This window comes from Candidatus Manganitrophus morganii, assembly GCA_021651055.1.
GTDB lineage: Bacteria > Nitrospirota > Nitrospiria > SBBL01 > Manganitrophaceae > Manganitrophus > Manganitrophus morganii.
The window spans coordinates 1942290-1968270 of record JAJHOH010000001.1 but is presented as its reverse complement, the minus strand read 5'-3'; the positions used below and the strand labels follow the sequence as shown (position 1 = coordinate 1968270).

Genomic DNA, 25981 nt, shown 5'->3' with positions numbered 1-25981 from the left:
AGCGTTGGCGTAAGGCATTGGCGTAAGGCGTTGGGGCGAGGCGGCGCCTCGCCCCGCCTCGCTTTCTTTTTCAGGCCGCTTCCCGTTGCCCCAGCAATGTTTCGCTTTCTTGAGGAGGGTGGTAAGGGAGCGTGATGGTAAATGCGGGGTGTCCCCTCGCCCGCCGATTCATCTCAATCTTGCCGCCGATTTGATCGAGCAACTCCTTCACCACGGCAACACCGAGGCCGGTGCTCTCTCCCTGGCGATGCGCCGCGACGCGGAAAAAATCTTCAAACACATCGGAGAGGGGTTCCAATCGTTTCCCGCTTCCGGTCAAGGTGACCGCGACGCTCCTTTTCTCCGGCAGATCTCTCACGCTGATGGTTAATGTCGCATGATGAATAAACTTGATGAGATTGCTTGCGAGGTTAAAAAAGATCCTCCGGAGCCGGATCGGGTCGCTCACGATGTTCGGCGGCGCCGTTCCATCCTTCCACTTCAGACGGACCCGTCTCTGGCGAAGGAGGGGACGGATCGAGGCAAAAAGGCTCTCTAAAAGCTGGGGAAGAGAGACCTCCGTCGTCAGAACCGGCATCGGGCGGCTTTGTGCTCGGGAGAGATCGAGCAGACGGTCGACCAGTTTCGACAGCGACCGGGTGTAAGCGACGATCCGCTGGGCCACGTCGCGCTGGGCCGGGGTGACCTTCCCGAACTTTTCATCCTGGAGGAGCTGGCCGTAGCCGAGGATGATGTTGAGCGGCGTTCGAATTTCATGGGAGAGGTCGGTCAGGAGGTGGTTTTTATATTGATTTGCCTGCTCAAGCTCGAGATGTTGCGCCGCGAGGTCGAGGTGGGACTGGTCCAAAAGGGACATGATTCGCTCCCGCTCCCGAACGTCCATCTGAAGCCGTTCCCGTTCCTCCTCCAGCTCAGCGAGGGTCTCTTCCAGCCGGGTTTGAATCGCAACCTCTTGGGCCAGATCGGTCATTGAGATCATCCAGCCGGCGGTCATTCCTTTTGAATCCCGGATCGGCCAGAGCGTTGCATTCCAGAAATGATCGCGATGACCCGGCTCACCGGGGAGAGAGGGAGTCAGATCGTTCAATTCGACCGCCTCTCCGGCGGAGGCGGCCTGATGGAGGCCGTGCTCGATCCGATCTTTCATTTCAGGAAAAAATTCGTAAAGAGAACGGCCGACCAACTCCTTCGGCTCTCTCCTGAAGAGCTCGGCATAAGAAGGGGTGACAAAGCGGTAGGTTTGTTTTGAATCAATCCATGCGCTGCTGGCGGGGAGATGTAAAAATAGATCGGAAATTTCACTTTTCAACGTCATTTTTCTTTACTCCTTTCATCCTTATCATCGTAGCGCCCGCTTTCGGCGAATGCAACCCCTCGTGTTTGAAGTACGTAATGATCGGGTCATCCTCTGCCATGCCAACTTGACATCCATTTTCACGTTTGAAATAATCATAACCAATTCATTATTCGTAGATCGATCATTTGGACGTTTCGAAAAATGCGAAGACTTTTCGTTCTATTTCTGATAGGATGGCTCGCCGTTGAAGCCCCTCCGGCCGGTTGGCTGGGGTTGACGGTCCAGGAGTTGACCCCCCAGATCGCGATGCGGCTTGGCCTCCGGGTTCGGGAGGGGGTTTTTGTGGCGGCGGTTCAGTCGGGGAGCCCCGCCGACCGCGGGGGAATCCGGGCGGGCGACGTCCTTCTCTCCCTCGACGGAAAAAAGATCGCCAGTCCCGAGGCGCTTCGCCAGGAAGTTTCCAAGATCTCCCCCGGCACATCGATTGCGGTGCGCCTCTACCGCGATCAGCAAGAGAGAACGGTTCAGATCTCGGTCGGCGCTCCGCCGAGGGAAGCGGCTTGAAATGAGCACTCAGCAGAGAAAAGGGCAACAAAAGGAAATGCTCCGTTTGGTCACGGCGCTCCGCGAGCTCCTTCCCGATCTTCTTTTGACGTTCGGGGCGGTCGAACGGCTCCATCCCCCGCCCGATCTGCTGGCGCGCATCGCGGCCCTTCGGACGAAGCTCGAAGGGGTTGCCGAGGAGGCCCGACGGCTCGAAGAGGAGACCGACTGCATGCCGGCCGCGGAGAGAGGACGGCAGCAACGCCTGTGACTGCCGAGGAGCCGGTTCATCCTTGATCAAACGAAAAAACACCAAGACGGCGCTGGCGAAAGACGTTCAGCAGACCAACCGATGGGGCTGCGGCTGCGTTGTCCTTTTTCTGGTCGGAATCGTTGTGGCGATGATCGTCGCCGGCTACCTCCAAACCCAACAGTAGTCCCATCCGGGATCTCGACGGGGCGGCGGCTTCGCGGGGCGATCAGGAGCGTGATCGTTGGGGAAAAGACCCTTCATCGCGATCACCGTTTCGTTCATCACCGGCCTGGCGCTCGGAGAACTCTTCTCGTATTTCCCGCTCACCCTGATCTTTTTTCTTTTCTGCTTTCTGTTATTCGACCGGCGATTTAAGCAGGGAGCGCTTCTCCCCATCGCGCTCCTCTTCTGCGCCGGCGCCGGATTGCTTCTCCAGCAACTCGTCTCGACCCCCTTTCGCGCGGGAGACCTGAGGCGGTATATCGACCGGGGGGAGATCGATCTTGTGGCCCGGGTCGATCGGCCCCCGCAGCATTTCGCGAAACAGGTCCTTCTTCAGATGGAGGGGATCGAGATCCATGGCGATTCCATCCAACCGGTCCACGGCGCCTTTCGGCTCACGATTTATCAACCCGATGCCCCCTTCGAATACGGCGATCGGCTCCGGATGCGGATTCACCTGCGCCGTCCCCAACAATTCGGCACGCCGGGGGCCTTCCCCTACGCCGACTACCGTGAGCGGGAAGGTTGGAGCGGGTCGGCGGGCCTCTCCGATCTCGGCCGGATTCAAAAAATCGGAGAGGAAGGAAATCCGGTCCTCAAGTCGATCTACCGGGGGCGTGAGCGGATTCGGCGGAAGATCCTCGCCTCGCTGGAAGGGGCGCCGGCGGCCCTCCTGCTGGCGCTGATCATCGGCGAGACCGGTTATTTGACCGATCCGATCCGGGAGCGCTTCTCGGCCTCGGGGACCACCCACATTCTCTCCATTTCCGGCTCGCATCTGGCGCTGGTCTCGGTCTTGATTTTCGGCGCCGCGCGGTGGCTTCTCCTTCATCTTCCCGCCCCCCTTTTGCTTCGGCTCTCTCTCTGGAAGATCCCCTCCCAGTGGGCCGCCCTGGCGACGGCGGGGCCGGTCGCCCTCTACGCCCTCTTGGCCGGGGGAGAGGTCGCGACGATCCGCTCGCTGGTGATGATTTCGGTTTACCTTTTTTCGATCTGGATCGGCCGAAGCGGCGAGGTGAAAACGACCCTCTCCCTGGCGGCGCTTCTGATCGTCGGCGTTCATCCGCAAGCCGTTTTCAACCTCTCGTTCCAGCTCTCTTTCCTTTCGGTCCTGATGATCGCGTTGACCTTTTCCTGGTGGAAGGGGGTTTTCCCAACCGTCCCGGCGGAAAAAGAGCGATCGCGCTATCGGACTTATTTGATCGAGCCGGGGCGGCTGATGCTCCTCTCGACCCTGGGGGCGACATTGGGAACCGCGCCGCTGACCCTTTTCTATTTCCATCAATTCAGCTGGATCGGACTGTTGGCCAATCTTCTTCTGATCCCCCTCGCCGGTTGGATCATCGTTCCCTTGGGTCTTCTCTCCGCCCTCCTCTCCCTTTTCGGAGGAGAGGGGTTTCCCTTGGCCGGAGGGCATCAACTCCTCGGATCGTTTTATTATCGCCTCACCGGATTTTTTGCCGAGTTCCCGGGCGCCGATTTCCACGCCGCCGCGCCTCCGCTCTGGATCATCGTCCTTTTTTACGGGGTGACGATCTGGATGCTCGCCCGCGGGGTCTCCTGGAAATGGATGGCGCCGTCCGTCGCCACTTTCTTCATTTTTTTTCTCGGGGTGGGGAGCGTTCGATTTCCTCCGGAGCGGCTGCGGGTCAGCTTCATCGACGTGGCCCAGGGGGATGCGACGCTGATTGAGTTCCCCCGTGGGAAGACGATGTTGGTCGACGGGGGGGCAGGGGGCGGGTTCAACGTCGGAAGGATCGCCGTCGCCCCCTACCTTTGGGAGCGGGGAATTCGAACGATCGACTATCTGGTCGGGACCCACCCGCAGATGGATCATATCGGCGGGCTCTCCTACATCATTCGGAAATTCGATGTCAAAGAGGCCTGGACCAACGGCCGGCCGCGCGATCTTCCGTTCTATCAGGCCTTCTCCGAGGCGCTTGAAGCGAAGGGGCTTCGACCGAAGGTGATCTCCTCCGAAGCGCCGCCGATGGAGATCGACGGCTGCCGGCTTTTCTTCCTCAATCCTCCCGCAATCGATCCCTTCGAGGAAGAGGAGCTCAATGATCAGTCGATCGTTCTCCGGCTCGTTTGTCCCGATCTGGGCGGAAAGGGATTCTCTCTTCTCCTCACCGGGGATATCGAACGGGGCGGGGAGCGACGCCTGCTGGAAAGCGGGACAGATCTGAAGAGCACCGTCCTGAAAGTTCCTCACCATGGGAGCATCAGCTCCTTGGATCTTTTGTTTCTCTCCGCCGTCTCGCCCGAGGCGGCGCTCTTTTCGGTCGGCCGAAACAATCCATACCGGCATCCGCATCCCGATGTGCTTGCCGCCTACCAGGCCCTTCCCGCCGAGATTTATCGGACCGATCGAGACGGCGCCGTCGTGATCGAGACCGACTCGGCGGGATGGCGATTGAAGCGTTATCGAGAGAGCCGGATACAAAAAATCCGCTGGCGTTCTTCCCTTCCGACTCAAGAGTGGGAGAATTTAAAAAGGGCGTTCTCACGGTTCTAGGAGAGACGCGTCGATCCGCGCGCACGAAGGCGACGCATTTGACAATTTACTATTTTATTATAAACTTGGTTAGGTAATTGGCTTATCCTCTTTTGGGATAGCCATCCGAACTCAATAGAAAGATTGTGAAAAGGGGTCCAGCATGGATAATGAGGATACGATTCATCCCGAGGCATCTCCGGTGACCGATCCTCGAAAGTGCCTTCCCTGCCTGGTTGTCATCTCGGGTAAAACACTTGGGAAGAAATATATGCTAGACCAGAAACAGATCGTGGTCGGCCGGGGGGATCAGGCCCAGATCTCGATCGATGAGAAGACCGTCTCGCGAAATCACGCCGAGTTTTATCGGAAGAATAATCAAACGATGGTCAAGGATCTCCACAGCAAGAACGGAATTTATGTCAACGATATCAGGGTCATCGGTTCCGCGTTGAAAGACGGCGATCTCATCCGGATCGGAACCACCGTCTTCAAATTCGTCGGCGGAGGGAATCTCGAAGGGCAGTATTATCAGGCGTAATCAGATACAAAGACCATCCGTCCCAAGTTTACCAACCGCTTATTTCCCCCTCTCGTGGTTCCATAAGACACTTCCAGTTTCTTCTTTTCCCTGACGATTTGACAAGATTGGCGATTGTACGGGGTTTCTATCTTTGACCCGCCTTCCTCTTCTCCGCGCGCAGACAAGATAGGGATGCTGGGCTATACTTTGAAAGGATATGAAGAAACTTACCCTTTTGATCTTCTTAATTTATTTGGCTGGCTGTAACGACGGCAGCGGCCAAAAGGATTGGACATTCCCGTCTCCGACCCCTTTTTCTCCGTTCATTCAACTGAGCGCGGCGGAGCTGGCCTTCACCGGCGCCGGCTGCGGATCGAATCCGGCCAGCCAGACGTTTGAGGTTACCAATGCCGGAAAGGGAACATTCACCTGGTCGACTTCCAATGTTCCTTCCTGGTTGATGCTGACCCCTTCCGGCGGGACGGTTCCCACGACGGTGACGGCGCAGATCGACACGACCGGTCTTTCTTGCGGCGAGGACTATTCGCAAACGGTTCATATTGAAGCCCCTGACGCCGGCAACACACCGGTCTCTTTGACGGTGACCTTGACGATCCCGGCGCCGACGACACCGCCTCCGGCGATTATCACGGACACACCGAAGGTGACTTTCACCGCCTCTTCCTGCGGCGGGATCGCGACCAGCGGATCGCCGTCATTTACAATCACCAGCGATGGAAACGGAAGCTTCCATTGGAGCGCAACGGCAAGCCAGCCCTGGATTCAGTTCGCCCCGACGAACGGGACCGACGGAGCGACGGTCACCGTGGCGGATATCGACACCGCCACCCTCCCTTGCGGAGCGACTTCATCGGGAACGATCACCATCAGCTCGACGGCGACAGGCGTTTCTCCGCAGAGCGTCACCGTGGAAGTCATCGTTCCGCCCCGTCCGGCGATCATCACAGATAAACTGAAAGTGACCTTTACCGCTTCTTCCTGCGGCGGGGTCGCAACCAGCGGATCGCCTTCGTTTATGATCACCAGCGACGGAAACGGCGGCTTCAGTTGGAGCGGCGCGGGGAGCGCCGCTTGGATTCAATTTGCTCCCACAAGCGGGACCGACGGAGCGACGGTGACGGTGGCGAATGTCGACACGGCCGATCTTCCCTGCGGAGCGACCTCTTCGGGAACGATCACCCTCACCTCGGCCGAGGCGGGAAATTCTCCCCAGAGCGTCACCGTGGAAGTGGTGGTCCCTTCGGCGGCGAATATCACGCCGAGTGCCTCTGCCCTCGGTTTCTTTGCGACCGCTTGCAAGGGGAGCCCCGACCCGCAACCATTTACCATTCAGAACAACGGCGGAAGCTCCCTCGGTTGGAGCGCGGCGGTGACCTATGCGGGCGCGGAGACAGGATGGGTCACCCTCGATATCACCGGCGGGACGGTGGCGGCCGGCGCCACCTCGACCGATATCACCGTGACCGTGGATGCATCGACGCTGACCTGCGGACAGGCCCATTCGGCCACCCTCACGCTGACGGCGACCTCCGGCGGAAGCGCGCTCTCTCCGGTGCAGTCGAAGACGATCGAAGTCGGCCTGAGCAATCCGGTCGCATGGAAGCATCAAAATCCGAAGCCGACCAGCTATCCGATCAACGATGTGACCTTCTCTGAAGAAGGGGTGGCCTGGGCGGTCGCCGATAGCGGGACGATTCTCCGCTCCCCTCCCGACTCCCCCGATTACGGGAACAATTGGATTCCGGTGGTCAGCGGTACGGGGGAAGATCTTCGCGCGATTCGATTCGTCAATCCGTTGGAAGGATGGATCGTCGGCGACGGCGGCACCATCCTTCACAGCAGCAACGGCGGGGCGATTTGGGAGACGGAGAGCAGTTCGACCACCCAACCGCTTCAGTCGGTTTATTTTCTCGACGCGTCTCATGGATGGGCGGTGGGAGACGCGGGAACCATTCTTTATCGGGATGGAGGGGGATCTTGGGCGCCGATCGCTTCCGGAAGGACCGACCAATTGACCCATGTCTTCATGAACGATGCAACGCACGGGTGGATTACCACGAACAATGCGAACGATTCGATCTTATGGACGGACGATAACTGGGCCGGCATTCTCCCGCAGGATCGGAAGTCCGCCAGACAACTCTACTCTCTCTTTTTTCTTCCCAAAGATCCGAACTCCCCCTTTCCCGATCGGTTGGAAGGATGGGCGGTCGGCGCCCCCGATTTGGGCGGGAACGGATCGATTCTTCACATCTATTCGGATACCGGTGCGGAACCCTGGACAACGGAGATGGTCGCCAGCGGTACCACTTCGACGCTTCTGGATGTTTTTATGTCTACTCCCAGTCTCGGTTGGGCCATCGGGGGAGACGATAACACGGGGGCCGGAACCATTCTCCAATGGAATGGAGCGGCGTGGCTCCCTGTGACCTTTAACGCCGGTGATCCGTCGCTTCCTTCCGCCAAATATTTTAGGGGGGTTGCTTCCAATAATGGAAACGGGGTTGCCGCCGGTCTTTCCGGGATGGTCTTTACCAGTTTTAACGGGACCGCCTGGGATAATGTCTCCGGACCCTCCATGAATCATTTAAAGTCTGTTGGTTTCGCTCTGGACGGGGTCAACGGTTGGGCGGTGGGTGACGCCGGGACCGTTTTGACGACATCGACTGGGGGATCCAGCTGGATAAAACAGTCTGCGGGCGCCAGCGACTTTAACAGCCTCTCCGTGGTTTCCGCAACCGACGCCTGGGCCGTCACCAGTAACCGGCAGATTTATCATTACAGCAGCGGCGCTTGGGGGCTCAACACCACCCTGACCAGTTCCGGAAGCCTGAAAGGGGTTCACTTCGCCAATGCGACGAATGGCTGGGCGGTCGGTCGGGTCGTCAACGGGGCCACGACGAGGCAGGTTTATTATTACAACGGGACGACCTGGTCGCCGCAAGCGAGTGCCTGTATTCCCGCGGCGGCGACGATGAACGGCATTTATTTCCTTGATGCCAGCAGGGGCTGGATGGTCGGAACCAGTGGGTGGACCGCCCGCACCACCGATGGGGGAGCAAGCTGGGCCTGCACCCAGGCCACTCCGACGACCACCACCTGGAATGCGGTTCACTTTATTAGCGCATCGACCGGCTGGGCCGTTGGTAACTCTGGGAGGATTTATCGGACCACCGATGGAGGGGTTACCTGGTCACCTCAGACATCGACAACAACATCGGCTCTTTTTGCCGTCCGTTTCTCGGATGCCAATAATGGATGGGTGGTCGGGGCGGCGGGAATGGTTTTGTATACACAGAACGGCGGGTCCACCTGGACACGGCAATCACAGGTCGGAACAAATCAGAATCTGAATGGTCTGTACTTTGCTCCGGGCGGCTTGGAAGGATGGGCGGTCGGAAATAACGGGGTTCTCCTTCACACCGGTTCCGGCGGGGTGAACTAAGTTTTAGTATTTGCGCTCCCCCAGCGGCACCCGCGTGATCGTCACCGGGCGGTAATCGAGCCGGGGGCCGGCCTCTGATCGATACGCCAGCGTATGTTTCAGCCAATTCACATCGTCCCGTTTGGGGAAGTCGGGGCGGGCGTGGGCGCCGCGCGATTCTTCCCGAACGGCCGCTCCTTCGGCAATGCACTCCGCCAGATCCATAATCGAGAAAATCTGCAGCGCATCGATCAATTCGAGATTGAAGGTTTTTCCCCGGTCGTGGAGGGCGATCTTTTCCAGCCTCGGCCGGATCTCCGCCAGCTTCCGTTTCCCCTCCTCCATCCGCTCGCGTGTTCTCAGAATGCCGAAATGGTCCGCCATGATCTTTCCGATCTCTTCCCGGAGCAACCCGGCCCGCTCCCCCTCTTTCCGGGAGAGGATTGCTCCGATCCGCTCACGCTCCTGCTGAAACACCCGGCCTGAAGAGGGTGTCGGTTGCGTCTGCTCCGCGTATTCGGCGGCGCGGGTCCCGGCCCGCCGGCCGTAGACGATCGTCTCCATCAGCGCATTTCCGCCGAGCCGGTTGGCGCCATGGACCGAGACGGAGGCGCATTCCCCGGCGGCAAAGAGACCCCGAATCGGTGTTGCGCCGTGGATGTCGGTTAAGATCCCTCCCATCGAATAGTGAACCCCGGGGGTCACCGGAATGGGGGCTTCGATCGGATCGACCCCGACATAGGTGATCGAAAGCTCCCAGATCTGGGGGAGCTTCTCCATGATCTTCGCCTTGCCGAGATGCCGCAGATCGAGCATCACGCAGCCGTCGACGCCGCGGCCTTCCAGGATTTCCTGGTACTCGGCCCGGGAGACGACATCCCGGCTCGCCAGCTCCATCATCTTCGGCGCATACTTTTCCATGAACCGCTCGCCGCGGGCGTTGAAGAGATAGCCTCCCTCGCCGCGCGCCCCTTCGGTGATCAGAATGCCGGTCTCTTTCAACGTCGTCGGATGGAACTGAACGAATTCCATATCCTGCAGGGGGACCCCGGCGCGATAAGCGAGGGCCATGCCGTCGCCGGTGTTGATCAGCCCGTTGGTGGAGATCAGATAGACCCGCCCATACCCTCCGGTCGCCAGGAGCACCGCCTTGGCGCGAATCTCGGTCAACTCGCCGTTGAAGATATTCAGCGCGACGACGCCGCGGCAGACCCCCTCCTCCACAATGAGCGAGGTGACGTACCACTCTTCATAAACCTGCGCAGCCCGTTTGACGAGCTGTTCATAAAGAAGATGGACCAGGGCATGTCCGGTCCGGTCGGCGACGTAGCAGGTGCGGGGAAAGCCGAGGCCGCCGAAGTTCCGCTGGTCGATCCGCCCCTGCGGGTCGCGCGAGAAGAGGGCCCCCATCCGCTCCAGCTCCATGATGTCGCTCGGCGCTTCCCGGCAGAGGATTTCGATGGCATCTTGATCGCCGAGCCAATCGCTCCCTTTCACCGTGTCGTACATGTGCGATTCCCAAGAATCCTCCGGACGGATCGCCGCGTTGATCCCCCCCTCCGCCGCCACCGAGTGGCTCCGGACCGGATGGACCTTCGAGATCACGCCGACGTTGAGATGCGCGGGAACGGCGATCGCCGCACGCATCCCCGCGAGGCCGGCGCCGACGATGAGAACATCATGCTCCAATGGCATTGCTTTCTCCTAAAGACGATTGCCTCTCTGCCATACAGTCTACTTCTTTTGGTAATTCACATCGAGCCGCTTCGCCGCCTGGACCTCGTCCATTCTGCCGACCGGACGGGTATGCGGCGCGCCGGTCAAGCGGGTCGGATCGTCGTCGATCTCTTTTCGGATCGACTTCATCGCTTCCGCGAAGGCATCCAGGACCTCGCGCGGCTCGCTCTCCGGGGTCTCGATCATCAAGGCCTCTTCGATGACGAGCGGGAAGTTCACGGTCGGCGGGTAGAAACCGTAATCGATCAGCCGTTTTGCGATATCCCAGGCATGGACTCCTTTCTCCCGAAACTTCTTGGCCGAGAGGACGAACTCGTGCATGCAGGGACGGTTGAACGGAACCGGATACGATCCTTCCAGCTGCTTTCGAAGATAGTTGGCGTTGATGATGGCGTTTCGACTAATTGCAGAGAGACCCGAGGCGCCGAGCCGGCTGATGTAGGTGTAGGCGCGGACCAAGATCCCGAAGTTGCCGTGAAAACCATGAATCCGCCCGATCGATTGGGGGTGACGTTCATCGAGAAAATATTCTTCCCCCTTCTTTTCAATCGTCGGCGAAGGGAGATAGGGGACCAACCGCTCCGCGACACCGACCGGCCCGGCCCCCGGCCCGCCCCCCCCGTGGGGAGTGGAGAAGGTCTTGTGGAGGTTGAAGTGGACGATATCGAACCCCATGTCGCCGGGACGGGTCAGCCCCAAAAGGGCGTTGAGGTTGGCGCCGTCGAGATACATCAAGGCCCCCGCGTCATGAACGATCCGGACGATCTTTTCGATCTCCCGTTCAAACAGGCCGAGCGTGTTCGGATTCGTCAGCATGAAGGCGGCGGTCTCTTCGTCGACCACCTTGGCAAGATCGTCCACGTCGATCAGCCCGTCGGCGTTGGAATGAACCGTCTGGATCGTGTAGCCGGCGAGGGCGGCGCTGGCGGGATTGGTCCCGTGCGCCGAATCGGGAATGACCACCTTCTTCCGCTGCCGTCCCTGTTGTTGATGGTAGGCGCGGGTGATCAACATGCCGACCAGCTCTCCCTGCGCCCCCGCCACCGGCTGAAGGGACACCCGCGCCATCCCGGCGATCTCCGCGAGGATTTTTTCGAGCCCATACAGCAGCTGCAGCGCGCCTTGAACGGTTTCGATCGGCTGGAGGGGATGAATCTGCGCAAAGCCGGGGAAGCGGGCGACATCTTCGTTGATCTTCGGGTTGTACTTCATCGTGCAGGAGCCGAGCGGGTAGAAGCCGGTGTCGACGCCGTAGTTCTCGTGCGAGAGACGGGTGTAGTGGCGCATCAGCTCGTTTTCGCTCACCTCCGGCAGCGGCAGCGGGATCTGGCGCTGATGTTTCTTCGGCAGCACCTGGTCGATCGAAAACCCCTGTAGCGCCTCGGTCGGGAAGGTCGCTCCCCGACGTCCCGCGACACTTTTTTCAAAAATTAATTTCTCTGGCACCTATTCCTCCTTCATTATCTTTTAAATCCAGCCCCGCTTTTTCGCCCGGCGGTACGCCAATTCCAACGCCACAATGCTTTTGGCGTCGCGGATCGTCTGGTCTTCAATCCGATTCATCGCCTCTTCAAACGGCATCTCGATCACCTGCAGCACTTCATCTTCCCCCAGCTGCTGGCCGCTGAAGACGAGCTCCGTTCCGAGAAAGAGATGGATCTGCTCGTCGCAGAAGCCGGGGGCGGTGAAGATCGTCGTCAGCTTCTCCAGCTTGCCGATTTTGTAGCCGACCTCCTCCTCGACCTCCCGTTCCGCGCACGACTCGGGGGCCTCTCCCGGCGAGAGTTTTCCGGCCGGAACCTCGTAGATAAACCCTCCGGCGGCATGGCGGTATTGGTAGATCAGAACGACTTTGCCGTCTTCTTTCAGAGGAACAACCGCCGAAGCTCCCGGATGCCGGACCACTTCCAGCTCAAAGGTCTTGCCGTTCGGCAAGTCGGCCGACTCGACGAAGAGATGGACAATTTTCCCTCGATAAATTTCGCGCGTCATCGTCCGATTTTCCGCCTCATGATTTTGCTTCTACTAGATTGAGCTCGGCAAGATCGATGACGGCGGCCGCCAGCGACCGCGCGACGCGGGTCATAAAGGCAAGATCGAGCGTCTTCAATTGATCGCTCTTTTTGTGGTAATTCGGATTCCGGAAATCGGCGGTGTCGGTCAGCATCACCGCGCGGTATCCGCGGTCCCAGAACGGCACATGGTCCGAGCGCCGGGAGTCGGGAAGGGCTTCTCCTTTGCCAGGGACCAACAGGCTGACGCAGGGAAGCTCGGGGCAGTAGGTCGCGACGGCCGCTTCGTACGCCTTCTGAATCGGCTCCGCGGCGGCATTGCCGACCAAGCCGATGAAATCGCCTTGGCTCGGCAGCTTGATCGGCAGGCCGGCGGGCGCCGTCTGCGAGCCGGGACGCGCATCGGTGTAGCCGACGCATTCGAGAATCATCGCCCCCCAGAGGGGGACCTTGTTCCGGCGAACCTGCCGCGCATAATGATCGCTTCCCAAGAAGCCTTCCTCCTCCAAGGAGAAGGCGACGAATTGCGGCGTCAGCTTCCCGCGCAACGGCGCGAGAATCCGGGCCACTTCCAACATCACCGCCAAGCCGCTGGCGTTGTCATCGGCGCCGGGCGACTCCGCGACGGTGTCGTAATGGGCTCCGATCACCAGAATTTTCTTCCCGGAACGGCCCCCGCTTTCCCGTCCGATTAAATTGACGAACCGCTCGTTGTGCTCCCCCTCGATCGCTTCTTCGAGGAGGTCGAGGCCGAACGATTTCATCTGCCCCGCGATATACGCTCCGCCGGCCCGCAGCCCTTCCGGGGCGGTCACGGGGTGCCGGACGCCGACCAACGATTCGAGGTGGCCGAGAAGCCGCTCCTCGCTGATCTGAGCGATGTGGGAGGCGATGAATGCCTTCCGATCTGAAGGGACAGGGGTGCGCTCCAACATCGTTATCACACGTTAAAAGATTTAAACTGCGCGATCAAACGCTCAATATCTTCCGGGTGGTGCTTCTCCGTGGCGCAGATCAAGAGATGATTCTTCAGCTCGCGATAATAGGCGCCGAGGTCGATGCCGGCCAGAATGCCGGCGCGGCGCGCTTTCTTGAGAAGCCGCGAGGCCGGAACCGGAAGTTTGACCACAAATTCCTTGAAGAAAGGGGCGGGGAAGGGAACGCTGAACCCCGGAACCGCGGCGATCTTCTCTTGGGCCGCGTGCGATTTGGCCAGACAGAGCATCGCCACATCACGGAGCCCTTCCTTCCCGACGGTGGCGAGATAAACCGCCGTTGCCAGCGCGTTGAGGGCCTGATTGGTGCAGATATTCGACGTGGCCCGCTCCCGGCGAATATGCTGCTCGCGGGTCTGGAGGGTGAGACAGAATCCGGGCCGCCCCTGTCCATCGGTGGTGGCGCCGACCACCCGTCCCGGCATTTGCCGGATGAAATCGCGCCGGGTGGCGAAGAAGCCGACATAGGGGCCGCCGTAGCTGATGGCATTTCCCATCGATTGTCCTTCGCCGACGGCGATATCGGCATTGAATTCACCGGGAGACTTCAGAATGCCGAGAGAGATCGGATCGACCGCCATCACCAGAAGCGCGCCGCGCGCATGGGCGAGCCGTTCGATCTCTTCGACCTCTTCCAACTGTCCGAAGAAATTCGGGTATTGAATCAGGACGGCGGCGGTCTGATCGTCGATCAGCTCGCCGAGCCGTTCGATCGATGTCGATCCGGCATGAAAGGGGGCTTCCTTGATCCGGGCCGCCGGAAGGCCGGAGAGGTAAGTCTTCACGACCTGCCGATAGTGGGGATGAACGGTCCGAGCGAGGATGACCTTGCTCCGCTTGGTGACCCGCATCGCCATCAAGGCCCCCTCGGCCAGCGCCGAGGCGCCGTCATAAACCGACGCGTTGGAGACCTCCATGCCGGTCAGCTGGCAGATCATCGTCTGGTATTCATAGATCGTTTGGAGAAGTCCCTGGCTCATTTCAGCCTGATAGGGGGTGTAAGAGGTGTAGAACTCCGATTTGGAGAGAACATGCCCCACGGTGCTCGGAACGAAGTGATCGTAACTCCCCCCGCCGAGAAAAGAGAGGGCGGTGGTCGTATCAAGGTTTTTTCGGCTGATCTCCCAGAGCTCCCGCCGCAGCTCCATCTGCGAGAGGGGAGGGGGAAGCGCGAGGGGCCGGTTCAGCCGCAGGCCGGCGGGAATCTCCAAGAGTTGTTCGAAGGAGGAGACGCCGATCGCCTCCAGCATCGCCGTTTCTTCTGCCGCCGTTTTCGGAATATATTCCATGAAACCTCCGTCCGTCTTTTATTTCTTCTTTTTATAAAAAGGCCGTTTGACAATGATTGCCGGGGTGGCGTTTCCGCGGATGTCGATCAGGATCTCGCTCCCGATCTCGCTGTAGCGGGGATCGACATAACCCATGCCGATTCCCTTTCGCAGCGAGGGGGAGAAATTCCCCGAGGCGACTTTGCCGATGATCTTCTGATCGGAATAGATCGTATGGCCCTCCCGGGGGACCCCCCCGGTGAGAAGTTCAAAGCCGATCAGCTTTCGTTGAGCGCCCTTCTCCCGTTGACCGATCAAAGCCTCTTTTCCGATAAAATCTTTCTCAAAATCGATGAAACGCTCCAGATCGGCCTCAATGGGGCTTGTCTTCTCATCCATGTCGTGCCCGTAGAGGGGATAGCCCATCTCAAGCCGCAAGGTATCCCGCGCGCCGAGCCCGACCGGTTTGATCCGCTCCGCTTTGCCGGCCTCCAGCAGGGCATTCCAGACCGTTTCGGCGGCCTCCGCCGGGACGACCAGCTCATATCCCTTTTCCCCGGTGTAGCCGGTCCGGGCGATGATTCCTTTGGCGCCGCGCGCCGGGACCAGCTCGGTTTCAATGAAGTTTCGAAGGGCGATCTCGGTTTTACCGAAAGGAATGATCTGAACCAGCACCTCCCACGATTTAGGGCCCTGTAAGGCCAGCAGCGCCGTCTCCCCGCTGACATCCTTCAGATCGACCCCGGCGGGAAGATGGCTCGTCATCCACTTGAAATCTTTGTCCAGATTGGCCGCATTGACGATCACAAAAAACTTATCGACCCCCCGCTTATAGAGGTAGATGTCATCGAGGATGCCGCCGGTCTCGTTCAAGAGCATCGAATATTGGGCGCTTCCCCGCTGCATTTTGTGGACGGGGCCGGGGGTCAGCCGTTCCAGATAGGCTTCGGCCCCTTTGCCGGAGAGCTCGAAACGTCCCATATGGCTGATGTCGAAGAGCCCCGCCGCCGTCCGAACCGACTGATGCTCATCCGTGACGCCCGTATAAGAAAGGGGCATCTGCCACCCGGCAAAGGGGACGATCTTCGCGCCTGACTTTACATGTCTCTCATAGAGAGGAGTTCTCTTCATCATCCACCTCGAACGGTTCGGTTGTGTGTGGCGCTCTTTAGAGGGAAGATCCCGATCCCAAGTAGGTGGACTGAACTCGCGGGTTCAGCAAGAGCTTCGACGCCGGATCGGATAAGACGATCTGGCCGGTCTCCATCACATAGCCGCGGTCGGCCAATGTCAGCGCCGCGTGCGCGTTCTGCTCTACCAGAAGGATCGTCTTCCCCTGCCGACGAATCTCCCTAATCATCTCAAAAATCTTCTCGGCCATCAAGGGGGAGAGGCCGAGAGAGGGCTCATCCAGAAGGAGGAGTTTGGGCCGCGACATCAGCGCCCGGCCGATCGCCAGCATCTGCTGCTCCCCCCCGCTGAGGGTTCCTCCCCGCTGAAATCGACGCTCTTTTAAAATCGGAAAGAAGGTGAAGATCTGCTCGAGATCTTCCTCGGCCTGCTTGGGGCCGGTTTGAAGGTAGCCTCCCATCTCCAGGTTTTCTAAGACCGAAAGCCTTGGAAAAATCCGCCGCCCTTCCGGGACATGGCAGATTCCCTTCTCAACAATCCGATGGGGGGGAAGACCCAAGATCTCCTCCCCGCAAAAAAGAATGCTTCCTGAGCGGTTCGGTAGGATTCCCGAGATCGTCATCAGGGTGGTCGTCTTTCCGGCGCCGTTCGCGCCGATGAGCGCGACGACCTCGCCCGATGCGACCTCCAGGGAGATCCCATTCAAAACCGTCACCGCGCCGTAGGAAGCGCGCAGATCATTTATTGCGAGCATTTAAAAAAGGAGCGCGGGGTCAGGGAAGTTTCGACTGCTCCTCACCTCCCGTCTCCGCCTTCCCCAGGTAGGCCTCGATGACCTTGGTATTGCCTTGAATCTCCTGCGCCGTTCCTTCGGCAATTTTCACCCCATGGTCGAGGACGAAGATCCGGTCGGAGATCTTCATCACCATTTTCATGTTGTGCTCAATCAGAAACGGGGTAATTCCCTGATCGCGGATCCGGCCGATCAGGACCATGAGGGCCTCGGTCTCCCGGGGGTTCATTCCGGCCGCCGGCTCGTCCAAGAGGATCAGGCCCGGCTCCGACGCCAGCGCCCGGGCGATCTCGAGGCGCCGCTGGTCGCCGTAACAGAGATGGCGCGCCGTGAGGTCGTGCCGGTCGGCCAGGCCGACAAATTCCAACGATTGAAGCCCATCCTCGCGGAGCCGCCGTTCTTTCCCTCGAAAGTGCCGGTTCTGCAAAAGCGCGCCGATAAAAGTGCCGATCAGCGGGGGAGCGCTTCGCGGATACCGGCCGACCATGACATTTTCAAGAACCGTCATCTCCGAAAAAAGCCGGATGTTCTGGAAGGTCCGCGCCACCCCGCGACGGGTGATCTCGTGCGGCGGGAGAGAACCGATCGGCTCCCCTCGAAACCGAATCAGGCCGGCGGTCGGCGGGATCAGGCCGGTAATACAGTTGAAAAAGGTCGTTTTCCCCGCGCCGTTCGGCCCGATGAGGCTGGTCACCTTCCCCGCTTCGATCGAGAGCGCAACCCCTTCGAGCGCCTTCAGCCCGTCGAAGGTTTTGGTCAGCCCCTCTATTTCCAAAAAAGCCTGTTGAGACATGATTCCCGCTCTTTTGGATAACACATTTGAGGGAGGAAGTCAAAACGCGAGCACCTTATCACAGCGGCCGATGAAGGGTCAAGAAGAAGAACATTTTCCGAGTCGAATTCGGGCGACACAGTGGAGACAAAAAAAACAGATTTGTTCGTTTCGCGACAAAATCGTTCGGCCTGGTTACTTTTCGGGATTGCATTTTTGATGGCCTATTTCTATCCCCGCTGTCAAATAAATGACACGCGGTTGTAGGGGGTTCGAGCCTTTTGGGGAAAGTAAGCGCGCTTACAGATTTGATCGGTATAGCAATTGCACCAAGAGAATTATGTACGACAAGCGGTCGATTACGAGGATGTAATCTCCGTGCAGGCAAGGTGCCTCATCCCAGCGTGGTGCGTGTGGGTGATGCACTTTTTTTTTGCCCAAAAATGAAAGACGACCGACCCAACCGATCACCACAACCGACACATGGAGGAAAAAAAGCAAATGATACGATATCGCCTTGGGCGCATCTTCGTTTTCCTGGGACTTCTCGGAATTCTTCTCTCCTCATTGGCAACAGGGCCTTCGACGGCCCACGCGGGGGGAACGATCAAAATCGACGACGTGCGCTCCGTCAGCGTCGGGATGGGGCTCCGGACCAGCTTCAACATGATCGAAGATGCCGCCCCGAGCGGAGAGGATTGGTCCAAGGATTTTAACCTCGACAGCTTCCGGTTCTACCTGGCCGGACAACTCCACTCCATCATCGGTTTTGAATTCAATACCGATTACGACACCGCGCCGGCCGGAACGGAGGATATTCGCGTTCTCGACGCCGTGATTAAATTCGGATTCAGCGATTACGTCAACATCTGGGTCGGCCGCTTTCTTCCTCCGAGCGACCGCTCGAATCTCAGCGGTCCCTACTATCTCAACTCCTGGGATTTTCCATTCGTTCAAATGTATCCGGCGATTTTTGCAGGCCGGGACAATGGGGCGGCGGTTTGGGGGCAGATCGGCGACGGGCGGTTTAAATATCAGGTCGGCGCCTTTGAAGGGCTGGGCGATGCAGCGGGGGGTCCCAATCAGGATGATAACTTTCTCTACGCCGGACGTCTTACCCTCAATCTCTGGGATCCGGAGGCCGGCTACTACAACAGCAGTACCTACTACGGATCGATGAATGTTCTGGCGATCGGCGTTGCGGCGATGACACAGAAGAATGCGGTCGGGGACGCGACGACGCCAGGCGACTTTACCGGATGGAACGTCGATTTTCTGGCCGAGCGGAATCTCGGTTCAGCGGGGGTCGCGACCCTTGAAGGGGCCTACTACGACTACGATAACGAAGGGTTCGCTACGGAAGGGGACGGCTACTTTGCGCTCGTCAGTTATCTCCTCCCTGCGAAAATCGGCGGGGAAAAGATGCAGGGGCAACTGCAACCGCTGATTCGCTATCAGAGTTTTGAGAGCGAAGGGCCGGCCGGCGCCGAACATACCCGGCTCGACGTGGCATTGAGCTACATCATCAGCGGGCACAACGCCCGAATCACCCTCGTCTATTCCCAGGATGATCCGGGAGGCGCCGCGGAAGAATTCGACATCATCAAACTAGGGCTCCAGTTTCAGATATAGCGAAACCTGTGGGTAGGGGCAGACCTGTGTGTCTGCCCCTGCCTGAGGGCGCACACATTGGTGCGCCCCTACATAACCAATATGCATTTACCGCACGTTTTTATTTTGGAAGGCCCATGCACGGAATTCTAGACATTACTTTTGATTGTTGTGGAGAGAAGACGGTGGCGCGGGAGATCCGCCAGCAGGCGCCGCTTCGGGTGATTCGGCCCTTTTATCCCGAAGGGGAGGGGCCGGCCCATCTCTATCTTCTCAACGCCACGGCGGGAATTCTGGAGGGGGACCAACTCGAGATCTCCCTCCGTCTGGAGAAGGGGACCCACGCCGTCGTGACGACACCGGCGGCGACGCGGGTCCATCCGACGCCGTCGGGGGAGGCCCGCCAGCGGACCACCCTCTCCGTCGGTCCCGGCGCCACCCTGGAATATCTGGCCGAGCCGGTTCTCCCCTATGCCGGATCGGCTTTTCATCAAGAGACCGATATTTTTCTGGAGGAGCAGGCCACCCTTTTTTACGCCGACCTCCTCGGTCCGGGAAGGCTCGGACGGGGGGAATCGTTTGCCTACCGGCTTTATGAGAATCAATTGCGGATTGTCGATCCGGAAGGGGTTCTGGTTCAAGAGCGATTTCGGCTGGTTCCTTCCGAACGCCCGTTGGAGGAGAGCGGGGTGATGGAAGGCTTCAGTCATCTCGGCACCCTTTATCTCTTCTGCCCGGAGTCGGCCCGGATGAGGCTTCTTACGGCTTTCCGATCGGTCGAACGGGTCGATCTCTTCTGGGGGGCGACACTCCTTTCCCGCCGGGGTCTGGCGGTCCGGGCGCTGGCCCACGACACCCCGGCCCTTCACGGTTTTTTTTTAACCTCTGGGACCTTTTTCGAAAGGAGGTGCTGGGGAGATCCCTCCCCCCCGTTCGAAAATATTGACCATTCTTAAGCGAATCGATCGACACATGTGATTGATGGGGGCATCGTTTGTCGCCCTGAAGTAAGTCAAGGGAAGATCACTATCAGAAGGAGAGGAGAGATGGTGGGAGAAAAAAAATCAACGGAAGGGGTCAAAACAAAACGGCGTTATCTGAAGCCGACATTATTCGGTCTTCTGGTTCTCTTGGCGGTGGGGGTCGTCGGGACCTTCGCTGCAAGGCAGGTGGCAAACGCGGCGGGCGAGGAGAAAGGGCCGATCAAGATCGGCATTCTCCATTCGCTCAGCGGAACGATGGCGATCAGCGAGCAGTCGATCAAAGACATCATGATGATGGGGATCGAGGAGATCAATGCCAAAGGGGGGGTGCTCGGACGGAAGATCGAGCCGATCGTGGAAGATCCCGCCTCCAACTGGGACCTCTTCGCCGAGAAGGCAAAGAAGCTTCTGGTTCAGGACAAGGTTCCGGTGATCTTCGGCTGCTGGACCTCGGTCAGCCGGAAGTCGGTGTTGCCGGTGGTCGAGAAAAACAACGGCCTTCTCTTCTATCCGGTGCAGTATGAAGGGGAAGAGTGCTCCCGGAACATCATCTACACCGGCGCGTCGGTCAACCAGCAGGCCGTTCCCGCCGTGGAATATTTCCTGAGCAAAGAGGGCGGAGAGAAGAAAAAATTCTACCTGCTCGGCACCGACTACGTTTATCCGCGGACCACGAACAAGATCCTCCGGGCGATGCTCCTGAAGAAAGGAATCTCCGAGAAGGACATCATGGAAGAGTACACCCCGTTCCATCACCAGGACTATCAAACGATCGTCGCCAAGATCAAACGGTTCTGCGCCGGCGGGAAAGCGGCGGTGATCAACACCGTCAACGGCGACTCCAACGTTCCCCTCTTTAAAGAGCTGGCGAACACCGGGGTAAAAGCGGACGAGTGTCCGGTCATGTCGTTCAGCGTGGCGGAAGATGAGCTGCGCGGCCTCGACACCAAACCATTGGTCGGCCATCTGGCGGCGTGGAACTATTTCCAAACGGTCAACACGCCGCAGAATAAGGAGCTGGTCAAGAAGTTCAAAGACTTCGCCAAAAAGAACAACCTCCCCGGCGGGGCGAGCCGTGTGGTGGATGATCCGATGTTCTGGGGGTATAACGGCCTCTATCTTTGGAAGGCGGCGGTCGAAAAGGCGGGAAGCACCGATGTCGATGCGGTGCTGAAGGCCTATCCCGGACTGGAGGTCCAAACGGCGGCGGGAAAAATCGTGGCCGATACGCGGAACCATCACACCGCGAAGCCGGTTTATATCGGTCGGATCTTGGCCAACGGCCAATTCGAGATCATCTGGCAGTCGAAAGGGCTCGTGACGCCGGAACCGTGGAGCGAGTATACCTATCCCGATCGCCAATGTGATTGGAGCAAGGGGGGCAAAGGGTCGTTCGACATGAAGGGGGGCCAGAAGGTCTTCCTCGATCCTGCGGCGATGCCGATCGAGCCGATGTAGTTTAAAGCAGGTGTCGGGGGCCGGGGGGCGGAAACGTCTCCCGGCCCCCGTGTGGTCTGGCGAAAAGATGAGATTACAAATAATCGTTCTGGTCTTCATTTTTCTTTTTGGGCCGCTTCAGTCTGCTTGGTCGGAGGCGTCCCCTCCCGCCGGTGGAGATAAGGCGCTGCTCCTTCAGCAGATCGCCGGGGATGATCCGGAGGTTCAGGCGGCGGTGCTGAAGGAATTGGCCGAGGGGGGGGATCCGGCGATTCTTCCCCTTCTCACGGCGCTGCACGAGGGGAGCCTCTATCGATGGACGACCGCAGAAGGGGTCCGGGTGGTCCTTGTCGAGATGATCGAGTCGCCGGAGGGGGAGCGGAAAGGGGTTCTGGTCGATCCGCTCACCGGGCAGCGGGTCGGCGAGGGAGACGGAACCGACGAGGGATTTGAGATGATCTCGGTCGGATCGCCCGAGGGGCGGCGTTGGCTTTCGGCGGCGCTCGACCGGATCAAGCTTTCCGATCCCTCCCCGGAAGTACGGCGGTCGGCGGCGACCAAAATCGGAAACGGGTCGGATCTCTCCGCGATCGACACGCTGACCCGTGTCTTGGCCGGGGAGAGCGATCGATGGGCAAAACATGCGATGGAGGAAGCGATCGGACAGCTTCAGCTCTCCGATCCCGATCCGAAAGTCCGAAGCGAGGCGGCAATGAGGCTGGGGGAGATCCACAGCCAGCAGGGGCTCCCGAAATTGAAAGCGCTCCTTTCGGAAGCGCCGGCCGAAGCCGACCCCGCCGTGCGGGGGGCGATGCAGGCGGCGGTCACACAGATCGAGCGGTATCAGGCCCGAGAGCAATTTCTGGGAACGCTCTTCAGCGGGATCAGCCTCGGATCGATCCTGTTGTTGATGGGGCTTGGCCTGGCGATCACCTTTGGGCTGATGGGGGTGATCAACATGGCCCACGGCGAGATGATGATGGTGGGAGCTTATACGACCTTCGTCCTGCAGGAGATTTTCAGAACGCGCTTTCCGGCGGGGTATCACGATCTCTATTTTATCGCGGCGCTCCCGCTCTCTTTTCTTGTGGCCGCCGTGGTCGGGTGGCTTTTGGAGAAGGGGGTGATTCGGTTTCTCTACGGAAAGCCGCTCGAGACGCTGCTGGCGACCTGGGGGATCAGCATGATTCTGCAGCAGGCGGCGCGGTGGTATTTCGGCGATCTGACGAGTGTGAACGCGCCGACCTGGATTCGCGGCGGCGTTCAGGCGACGGTCGGTCTGGTTTTACCTTACAATCGGATCTTTATCATCCTCTTGAGCATCGCAGGGCTGGTCGGTATTTCTCTTCTCCTCTCGCGGACCCGCTGGGGGCTGAAGATCCGGGCGGTCACGCAAAACCGCGACATGAGCGCGTGCCTGGGGATCTCGACCCGCCGTGTCGATGGATGGACCTTTGCTTTGGGAGCGGGGCTGGCGGGGCTGGCAGGATGCGCCTTGAGCCTGGTGGGGAATGTCGATCCGGAGATGGGGAAAACCTATATCGTCGATTCGTTCATGGTGGTGGTCGTCGGCGGGGTCGGCAAGCTCGCCGGGACGGTGGTTTCGGCCATGGGACTCGGGATGTTGAATAAAATTCTGGAGCCGATGATCGGCGGAACCGGCGGGGCGATTTATGCCAAGATCTTTCTCCTCGCGGCCATCATCCTCTTTCTTCAACGAAAGCCCTCCGGTCTCTTCCCGGCCAAAGGCCGCGCGGCGGAGTCGGCATAATGTCGATCGATCTGAAGAAAGGAGAGATCGGGCTGCTTGCAACGGCCCTCGTCCTGGGGGTGATCTTTCCGATCCTCAACCTGTTTCCGGCCGGCTCCGCGCTCCATCTTCCCGACTTTTATCTAACCCTTCTTGGGAAATATCTCTCGCTGGCGATCCTGGCGATCGGCATGGACCTGCTCTGGGGTTATGCCGGGATCTTAAGCCTCTGCCAGGCGGTCTTTTTTGGCCTCGGCGGATATGCCATCGGGATGTATCTGATGCTGGAGATCGGGTCGGAGCAGAGTAAATACGGCGAGGCGATTCCCGATTTCATGGTCTGGAACCAGGTGGCGGAGCTCCCCTGGTTCTGGAAGCCGTTCGAGCATTTCGGATTCGCGATGATCGGAGTGATCTTGATCCCGGCCCTCTTCGGGGGGATCTTCGGCTATCTCACCTTCCGCAGCCGGATCAAAGGGGTCTATGTCTCCATCCTGACGCAGGCGCTTGCTTTCGCCGCCTGGCTCCTCTTCAATCGAAACGAAATGAACCTCGGCGGAACGAACGGCCTCACCGATTTCAAGACCCTCCTCGGGTTTTCCCTCCACGATCCGGCGACGCAGCGGGGACTCTACATCGCAACGGTCGTTTTCCTCATCGGGGCCTATCTTCTCTGCCGGTCGATCGTCGACTCCAAGCTGGGGAAGGTCCTTCGTGCGATCCGGGACAACGAGCGCCGCCTTCATTTTTGCGGCTTCTCCACGACCGGATTCAAGGTTTTCGTCTTTTCCGTCTCGGCCGTTTTGGCGGGGGTGGCCGGCGCTTTGTATGTGCCGCAAGTCGGGATCATCACCCCCAGCCAGATGGGGGTTCTCCCCTCGCTGGAGGTGGTCGTCTGGGTCGCGCTCGGAGGGCGCGGGACGTTGATCGGCGCGGCCCTCGGCGCCGTCGTCGTCAACGGCCTGCGGACCTATCTGACGACCAAAGTCCCGCAGCTCTGGCCCTTTCTCCTCGGCGGGCTTTTTGTCGCAGGGGTCCTCTTTTTTCCGAACGGATTGGTCGGATTGCCGGCTCAGATCCAACAGTGGGTAAAACGAAGGTTCGGAAGAGTGAAATCTGCAAGCGGGATGGGGGAGGGACTTTCCTCGAACGGCCAGCCAAAAGAAATTGATCGAAGCAGGAAAGATGTTCCGGTCGATGTCGCCGTCATTGAAGAAAAAGCAACGGCTTCTCCGAGGGAGACGATCATCTATCTGGAGGCGGTGACGGTCAGCTTCGAGGGGTTCTTGGCGCTGCGCGATCTAAATTTTATGATGGAGCGGGGAGAGCTCCGGTTCGTCATCGGTCCGAACGGGGCCGGGAAGACGACCCTGCTGGACGTGATCTCCGGGAAGGTCAAGCCGGCGAAGGGCCGGGTCATCTTCGAAGCGGGGACCGATCTTCTCCCGTTGAGAGAGCACCAGATCGCCAACCGGGGGATCGGCCGAAAATTTCAAACCCCGACCGCGTTCCCGCACCATACCGTCTTCGATAATCTCGCCCTCGCGCTGAGGGGGAAGAAGGGGGTGATCCCGTCTCTCTTCGGACGGCGGGGACGGGAGGAGCGCGAGCGGATCGAGGCGATCCTCCAATGGATCGGGCTGGCGGAGCATGCCGAGCGGTTCGCCGGCACCCTCGCCCACGGCCAGCGGCAGTGGCTGGAGATCGGGATGGTGATGGCGCAGGAGCCGGAGCTTCTTTTAATCGATGAGCCGGTGGCGGGGATGACCGGAAAAGAGCGGGAGGAGACCGGCTTGCTTTTAGAGGGAATTGCCCGGGAGCATTCGGTGTTGGTGATCGAACATGACATGGAGTTCGTCCGCCATTTCGCGAAAAAGGTGACTGTCCTCCATGAAGGAACGGTCCTCTGCGAGGGGCCGATGTTGCAGGTCCAGAACGATCCGCGGGTGGTCGAGGTTTATCTCGGACGGGAGCAGGAGGCCCATGCTTGAGGTGCAGGGGCTCAACGTCTCTTACGGAGACAGCCAGGTGCTTCGGGGGGTTCATCTGAACATCCCGGCGGGGAAGGTTGTCTGTCTGATGGGTCGGAATGGAGTCGGGAAGACGACCTTGATGAAAACCATCATCGGCCTCCTCGCCCCCAAGGGGGGAAGAATCACGCTGGCTGGGGAGGAGATCACGAAGGCGCCCCCCTATTTGCGCGCCCGGCGCGGAATCGGTTATGTTCCCCAGGGCCGGGAGATCATTCCGAGCCTGACGGTCGAAGAAAATCTGTTGATCGGTCTGGAGGCGTCGGGCGGGAAAACGATCCCGGCGGAGGTTTTCGACCTCTTCCCCGTTCTGAAGACGATGCTCGGCCGGCGCGGCGGAGACCTCAGCGGCGGACAGCAGCAGCAACTCGCCATTGGCCGCGCGCTCGTCTCCGGCCCGCGGTTGCTTTTGCTCGACGAGCCGACCGAGGGGATTCAGCCGTCGATCATCAAGGAGATCGTGGCGGTGATCCGCCGGATCAAGGGGGATGGAAAGATGGCGATTCTTTTGGTCGAACAGTACCTCTCGTTGGTTCGTGAGGTGGCCGATTCATTTTACGTGATGGAGAAGGGGGCGATTGCGGCGGAAGGGCCGGTTGAAAAATTAACCGACGAGGTGGTCCGCCGGCATTTGACGGTGTAATGATTCGGATGGGTAGGGGCGTATTGCAATACGCCCCTA

General features: G+C 59.3%; 21 protein-coding genes. 12 read left to right on the top strand and 9 right to left on the bottom strand.

What is annotated here, in order from left to right; genetic code table 11:
- Positions 1-70: 70 nt before the first annotated feature.
- Entirely contained in the window at positions 71-1315 is a 1245-nt protein-coding gene (locus MCM46_08905) for a PAS domain-containing sensor histidine kinase (protein MCG3111925.1), read from the bottom strand.
- Positions 1316-1498: 183 nt separating this feature from the next.
- Here MCM46_08905 and MCM46_08900 point away from each other — a divergent pair, with 183 nt between their 5' ends.
- The 6 genes from MCM46_08900 to MCM46_08875 all read left to right on the top strand — a co-directional run bounded on the left by MCM46_08900 (position 1499) and on the right by MCM46_08875 (position 8801).
- Positions 1499-1861, top strand: coding sequence for a PDZ domain-containing protein (locus tag MCM46_08900; GenBank protein ID MCG3111924.1), 363 nt, complete (start codon positions 1499-1501; stop codon positions 1859-1861).
- A gap of 1 nt (position 1862) precedes the next feature.
- Complete coding sequence (locus MCM46_08895; protein ID MCG3111923.1) at positions 1863-2111, top strand: hypothetical protein; 249 nt, start codon at positions 1863-1865, stop codon at positions 2109-2111.
- 22 nt (positions 2112-2133) lie between these two features.
- Positions 2134-2277, top strand: coding sequence for a hypothetical protein (locus MCM46_08890; GenBank protein MCG3111922.1), 144 nt, complete (start codon positions 2134-2136; stop codon positions 2275-2277).
- A gap of 57 nt (positions 2278-2334) precedes the next feature.
- On the top strand, positions 2335-4833 hold the full coding sequence (locus MCM46_08885) for a DNA internalization-related competence protein ComEC/Rec2 (GenBank protein ID MCG3111921.1): 2499 nt from the start codon (positions 2335-2337) through the stop codon (positions 4831-4833).
- Positions 4834-4975: 142 nt separating this feature from the next.
- Positions 4976-5353: an FHA domain-containing protein gene (locus MCM46_08880; protein ID MCG3111920.1), complete on the top strand. Its 378-nt coding sequence runs from the start codon at positions 4976-4978 to the stop codon at positions 5351-5353.
- Positions 5354-5552: 199 nt separating this feature from the next.
- Positions 5553-8801, top strand: a complete 3249-nt coding sequence (locus MCM46_08875) for a YCF48-related protein (protein MCG3111919.1) — start codon at positions 5553-5555, stop codon at positions 8799-8801.
- Between the two features lie 3 nt (positions 8802-8804).
- Here MCM46_08875 and MCM46_08870 read toward each other — a convergent pair whose 3' ends face one another.
- Genes MCM46_08870 through MCM46_08835 form a run of 8 tightly spaced genes read right to left on the bottom strand, consistent with a single transcriptional unit; the run spans position 8805 to position 17509 of the window.
- Entirely contained in the window at positions 8805-10475 is a 1671-nt protein-coding gene (locus MCM46_08870) for an FAD-binding protein (GenBank protein MCG3111918.1), read from the bottom strand.
- Positions 10476-10514: 39 nt separating this feature from the next.
- On the bottom strand, positions 10515-11963 hold the full coding sequence (gcvPB, locus tag MCM46_08865) for an aminomethyl-transferring glycine dehydrogenase subunit GcvPB (protein MCG3111917.1): 1449 nt from the start codon (positions 11961-11963) through the stop codon (positions 10515-10517).
- Between the two features lie 21 nt (positions 11964-11984).
- Positions 11985-12509 carry an NUDIX hydrolase gene (locus MCM46_08860; GenBank protein MCG3111916.1) on the bottom strand — a complete coding sequence of 175 codons (525 nt, stop codon included), beginning with the start codon at positions 12507-12509 and terminating at the stop codon, positions 11985-11987.
- Between the two features lie 16 nt (positions 12510-12525).
- Positions 12526-13464 (bottom strand): M28 family peptidase, encoded by a 939-nt coding sequence (locus MCM46_08855; protein ID MCG3111915.1) that lies wholly within the window; start codon positions 13462-13464, stop codon positions 12526-12528.
- A gap of 5 nt (positions 13465-13469) precedes the next feature.
- Positions 13470-14813, bottom strand: coding sequence for an aminomethyl-transferring glycine dehydrogenase subunit GcvPA (gcvPA, locus tag MCM46_08850; protein ID MCG3111914.1), 1344 nt, complete (start codon positions 14811-14813; stop codon positions 13470-13472).
- A gap of 18 nt (positions 14814-14831) precedes the next feature.
- The gene (gcvT, locus tag MCM46_08845) at positions 14832-15926 is read right to left on the bottom strand and encodes a glycine cleavage system aminomethyltransferase GcvT (GenBank protein ID MCG3111913.1); all 1095 of its coding nucleotides are present in this window, start codon (positions 15924-15926) and stop codon (positions 14832-14834) included.
- Between the two features lie 34 nt (positions 15927-15960).
- The gene (locus MCM46_08840) at positions 15961-16677 is read right to left on the bottom strand and encodes an ABC transporter ATP-binding protein (GenBank protein ID MCG3111912.1); all 717 of its coding nucleotides are present in this window, start codon (positions 16675-16677) and stop codon (positions 15961-15963) included.
- Positions 16678-16696: 19 nt separating this feature from the next.
- Positions 16697-17509, bottom strand: a complete 813-nt coding sequence (locus MCM46_08835) for an ABC transporter ATP-binding protein (GenBank protein MCG3111911.1) — start codon at positions 17507-17509, stop codon at positions 16697-16699.
- Positions 17510-17989: 480 nt separating this feature from the next.
- Between MCM46_08835 and MCM46_08830 the strand changes: the two genes are divergently transcribed.
- The 6 genes from MCM46_08830 (at position 17990) to urtE (ending at position 25942) form a co-directional block, all read left to right on the top strand.
- A complete protein-coding gene (locus MCM46_08830) occupies positions 17990-19120 on the top strand; it encodes a hypothetical protein (protein MCG3111910.1) in 1131 nt (376 codons plus the stop codon).
- Positions 19121-19236: 116 nt separating this feature from the next.
- A complete protein-coding gene (locus tag MCM46_08825; protein MCG3111909.1) occupies positions 19237-20055 on the top strand; it encodes an urease accessory protein UreD in 819 nt (272 codons plus the stop codon).
- 90 nt (positions 20056-20145) lie between these two features.
- A complete protein-coding gene (gene urtA / locus MCM46_08820; protein ID MCG3111908.1) occupies positions 20146-21540 on the top strand; it encodes an urea ABC transporter substrate-binding protein in 1395 nt (464 codons plus the stop codon).
- A gap of 67 nt (positions 21541-21607) precedes the next feature.
- A complete protein-coding gene (urtB, locus tag MCM46_08815) occupies positions 21608-23290 on the top strand; it encodes an urea ABC transporter permease subunit UrtB (protein MCG3111907.1) in 1683 nt (560 codons plus the stop codon).
- Positions 23290-25260 (top strand): urea ABC transporter permease subunit UrtC, encoded by a 1971-nt coding sequence (gene urtC / locus MCM46_08810; GenBank protein ID MCG3111906.1) that lies wholly within the window; start codon positions 23290-23292, stop codon positions 25258-25260. The genes urtB and urtC overlap by 1 nt, the downstream gene beginning before the upstream one ends.
- Entirely contained in the window at positions 25253-25942 is a 690-nt protein-coding gene (urtE, locus tag MCM46_08805) for an urea ABC transporter ATP-binding subunit UrtE (protein MCG3111905.1), read from the top strand. The genes urtC and urtE overlap by 8 nt, the downstream gene beginning before the upstream one ends.
- Positions 25943-25981 lie beyond the last annotated feature (39 nt).

Bases quoted from the DNA above. Each gene is read 5' to 3' on its own strand.
- MCM46_08905 (MCG3111925.1), bottom strand. From the start codon at position 1,315: ATGACGTTGAAAAGTGAAATTTCCGATCTATTTTTACATCTCCCCGCC.
- MCM46_08900 (MCG3111924.1), top strand. From the start codon at position 1,499: ATGCGAAGACTTTTCGTTCTATTTCTGATAGGATGGCTCGCCGTTGAA.
- MCM46_08895 (MCG3111923.1), top strand. From the start codon at position 1,863: ATGAGCACTCAGCAGAGAAAAGGGCAACAAAAGGAAATGCTCCGTTTG.
- MCM46_08880 (MCG3111920.1), top strand. From the start codon at position 4,976: ATGGATAATGAGGATACGATTCATCCCGAGGCATCTCCGGTGACCGAT.
- MCM46_08875 (MCG3111919.1), top strand. From the start codon at position 5,553: ATGAAGAAACTTACCCTTTTGATCTTCTTAATTTATTTGGCTGGCTGT.
- MCM46_08870 (MCG3111918.1), bottom strand. From the start codon at position 10,475: ATGCCATTGGAGCATGATGTTCTCATCGTCGGCGCCGGCCTCGCGGGG.
- MCM46_08860 (MCG3111916.1), bottom strand. From the start codon at position 12,509: ATGACGCGCGAAATTTATCGAGGGAAAATTGTCCATCTCTTCGTCGAG.
- MCM46_08855 (MCG3111915.1), bottom strand. From the start codon at position 13,464: ATGTTGGAGCGCACCCCTGTCCCTTCAGATCGGAAGGCATTCATCGCC.
- gcvPA (MCG3111914.1), bottom strand. From the start codon at position 14,813: ATGGAATATATTCCGAAAACGGCGGCAGAAGAAACGGCGATGCTGGAG.
- gcvT (MCG3111913.1), bottom strand. From the start codon at position 15,926: ATGATGAAGAGAACTCCTCTCTATGAGAGACATGTAAAGTCAGGCGCG.
- MCM46_08840 (MCG3111912.1), bottom strand. From the start codon at position 16,677: ATGCTCGCAATAAATGATCTGCGCGCTTCCTACGGCGCGGTGACGGTT.
- MCM46_08835 (MCG3111911.1), bottom strand. From the start codon at position 17,509: ATGTCTCAACAGGCTTTTTTGGAAATAGAGGGGCTGACCAAAACCTTC.
- MCM46_08830 (MCG3111910.1), top strand. From the start codon at position 17,990: ATGATACGATATCGCCTTGGGCGCATCTTCGTTTTCCTGGGACTTCTC.
- MCM46_08825 (MCG3111909.1), top strand. From the start codon at position 19,237: ATGCACGGAATTCTAGACATTACTTTTGATTGTTGTGGAGAGAAGACG.
- urtA (MCG3111908.1), top strand. From the start codon at position 20,146: ATGGTGGGAGAAAAAAAATCAACGGAAGGGGTCAAAACAAAACGGCGT.
- urtB (MCG3111907.1), top strand. From the start codon at position 21,608: ATGAGATTACAAATAATCGTTCTGGTCTTCATTTTTCTTTTTGGGCCG.
- urtC (MCG3111906.1), top strand. From the start codon at position 23,290: ATGTCGATCGATCTGAAGAAAGGAGAGATCGGGCTGCTTGCAACGGCC.
- urtE (MCG3111905.1), top strand. From the start codon at position 25,253: ATGCTTGAGGTGCAGGGGCTCAACGTCTCTTACGGAGACAGCCAGGTG.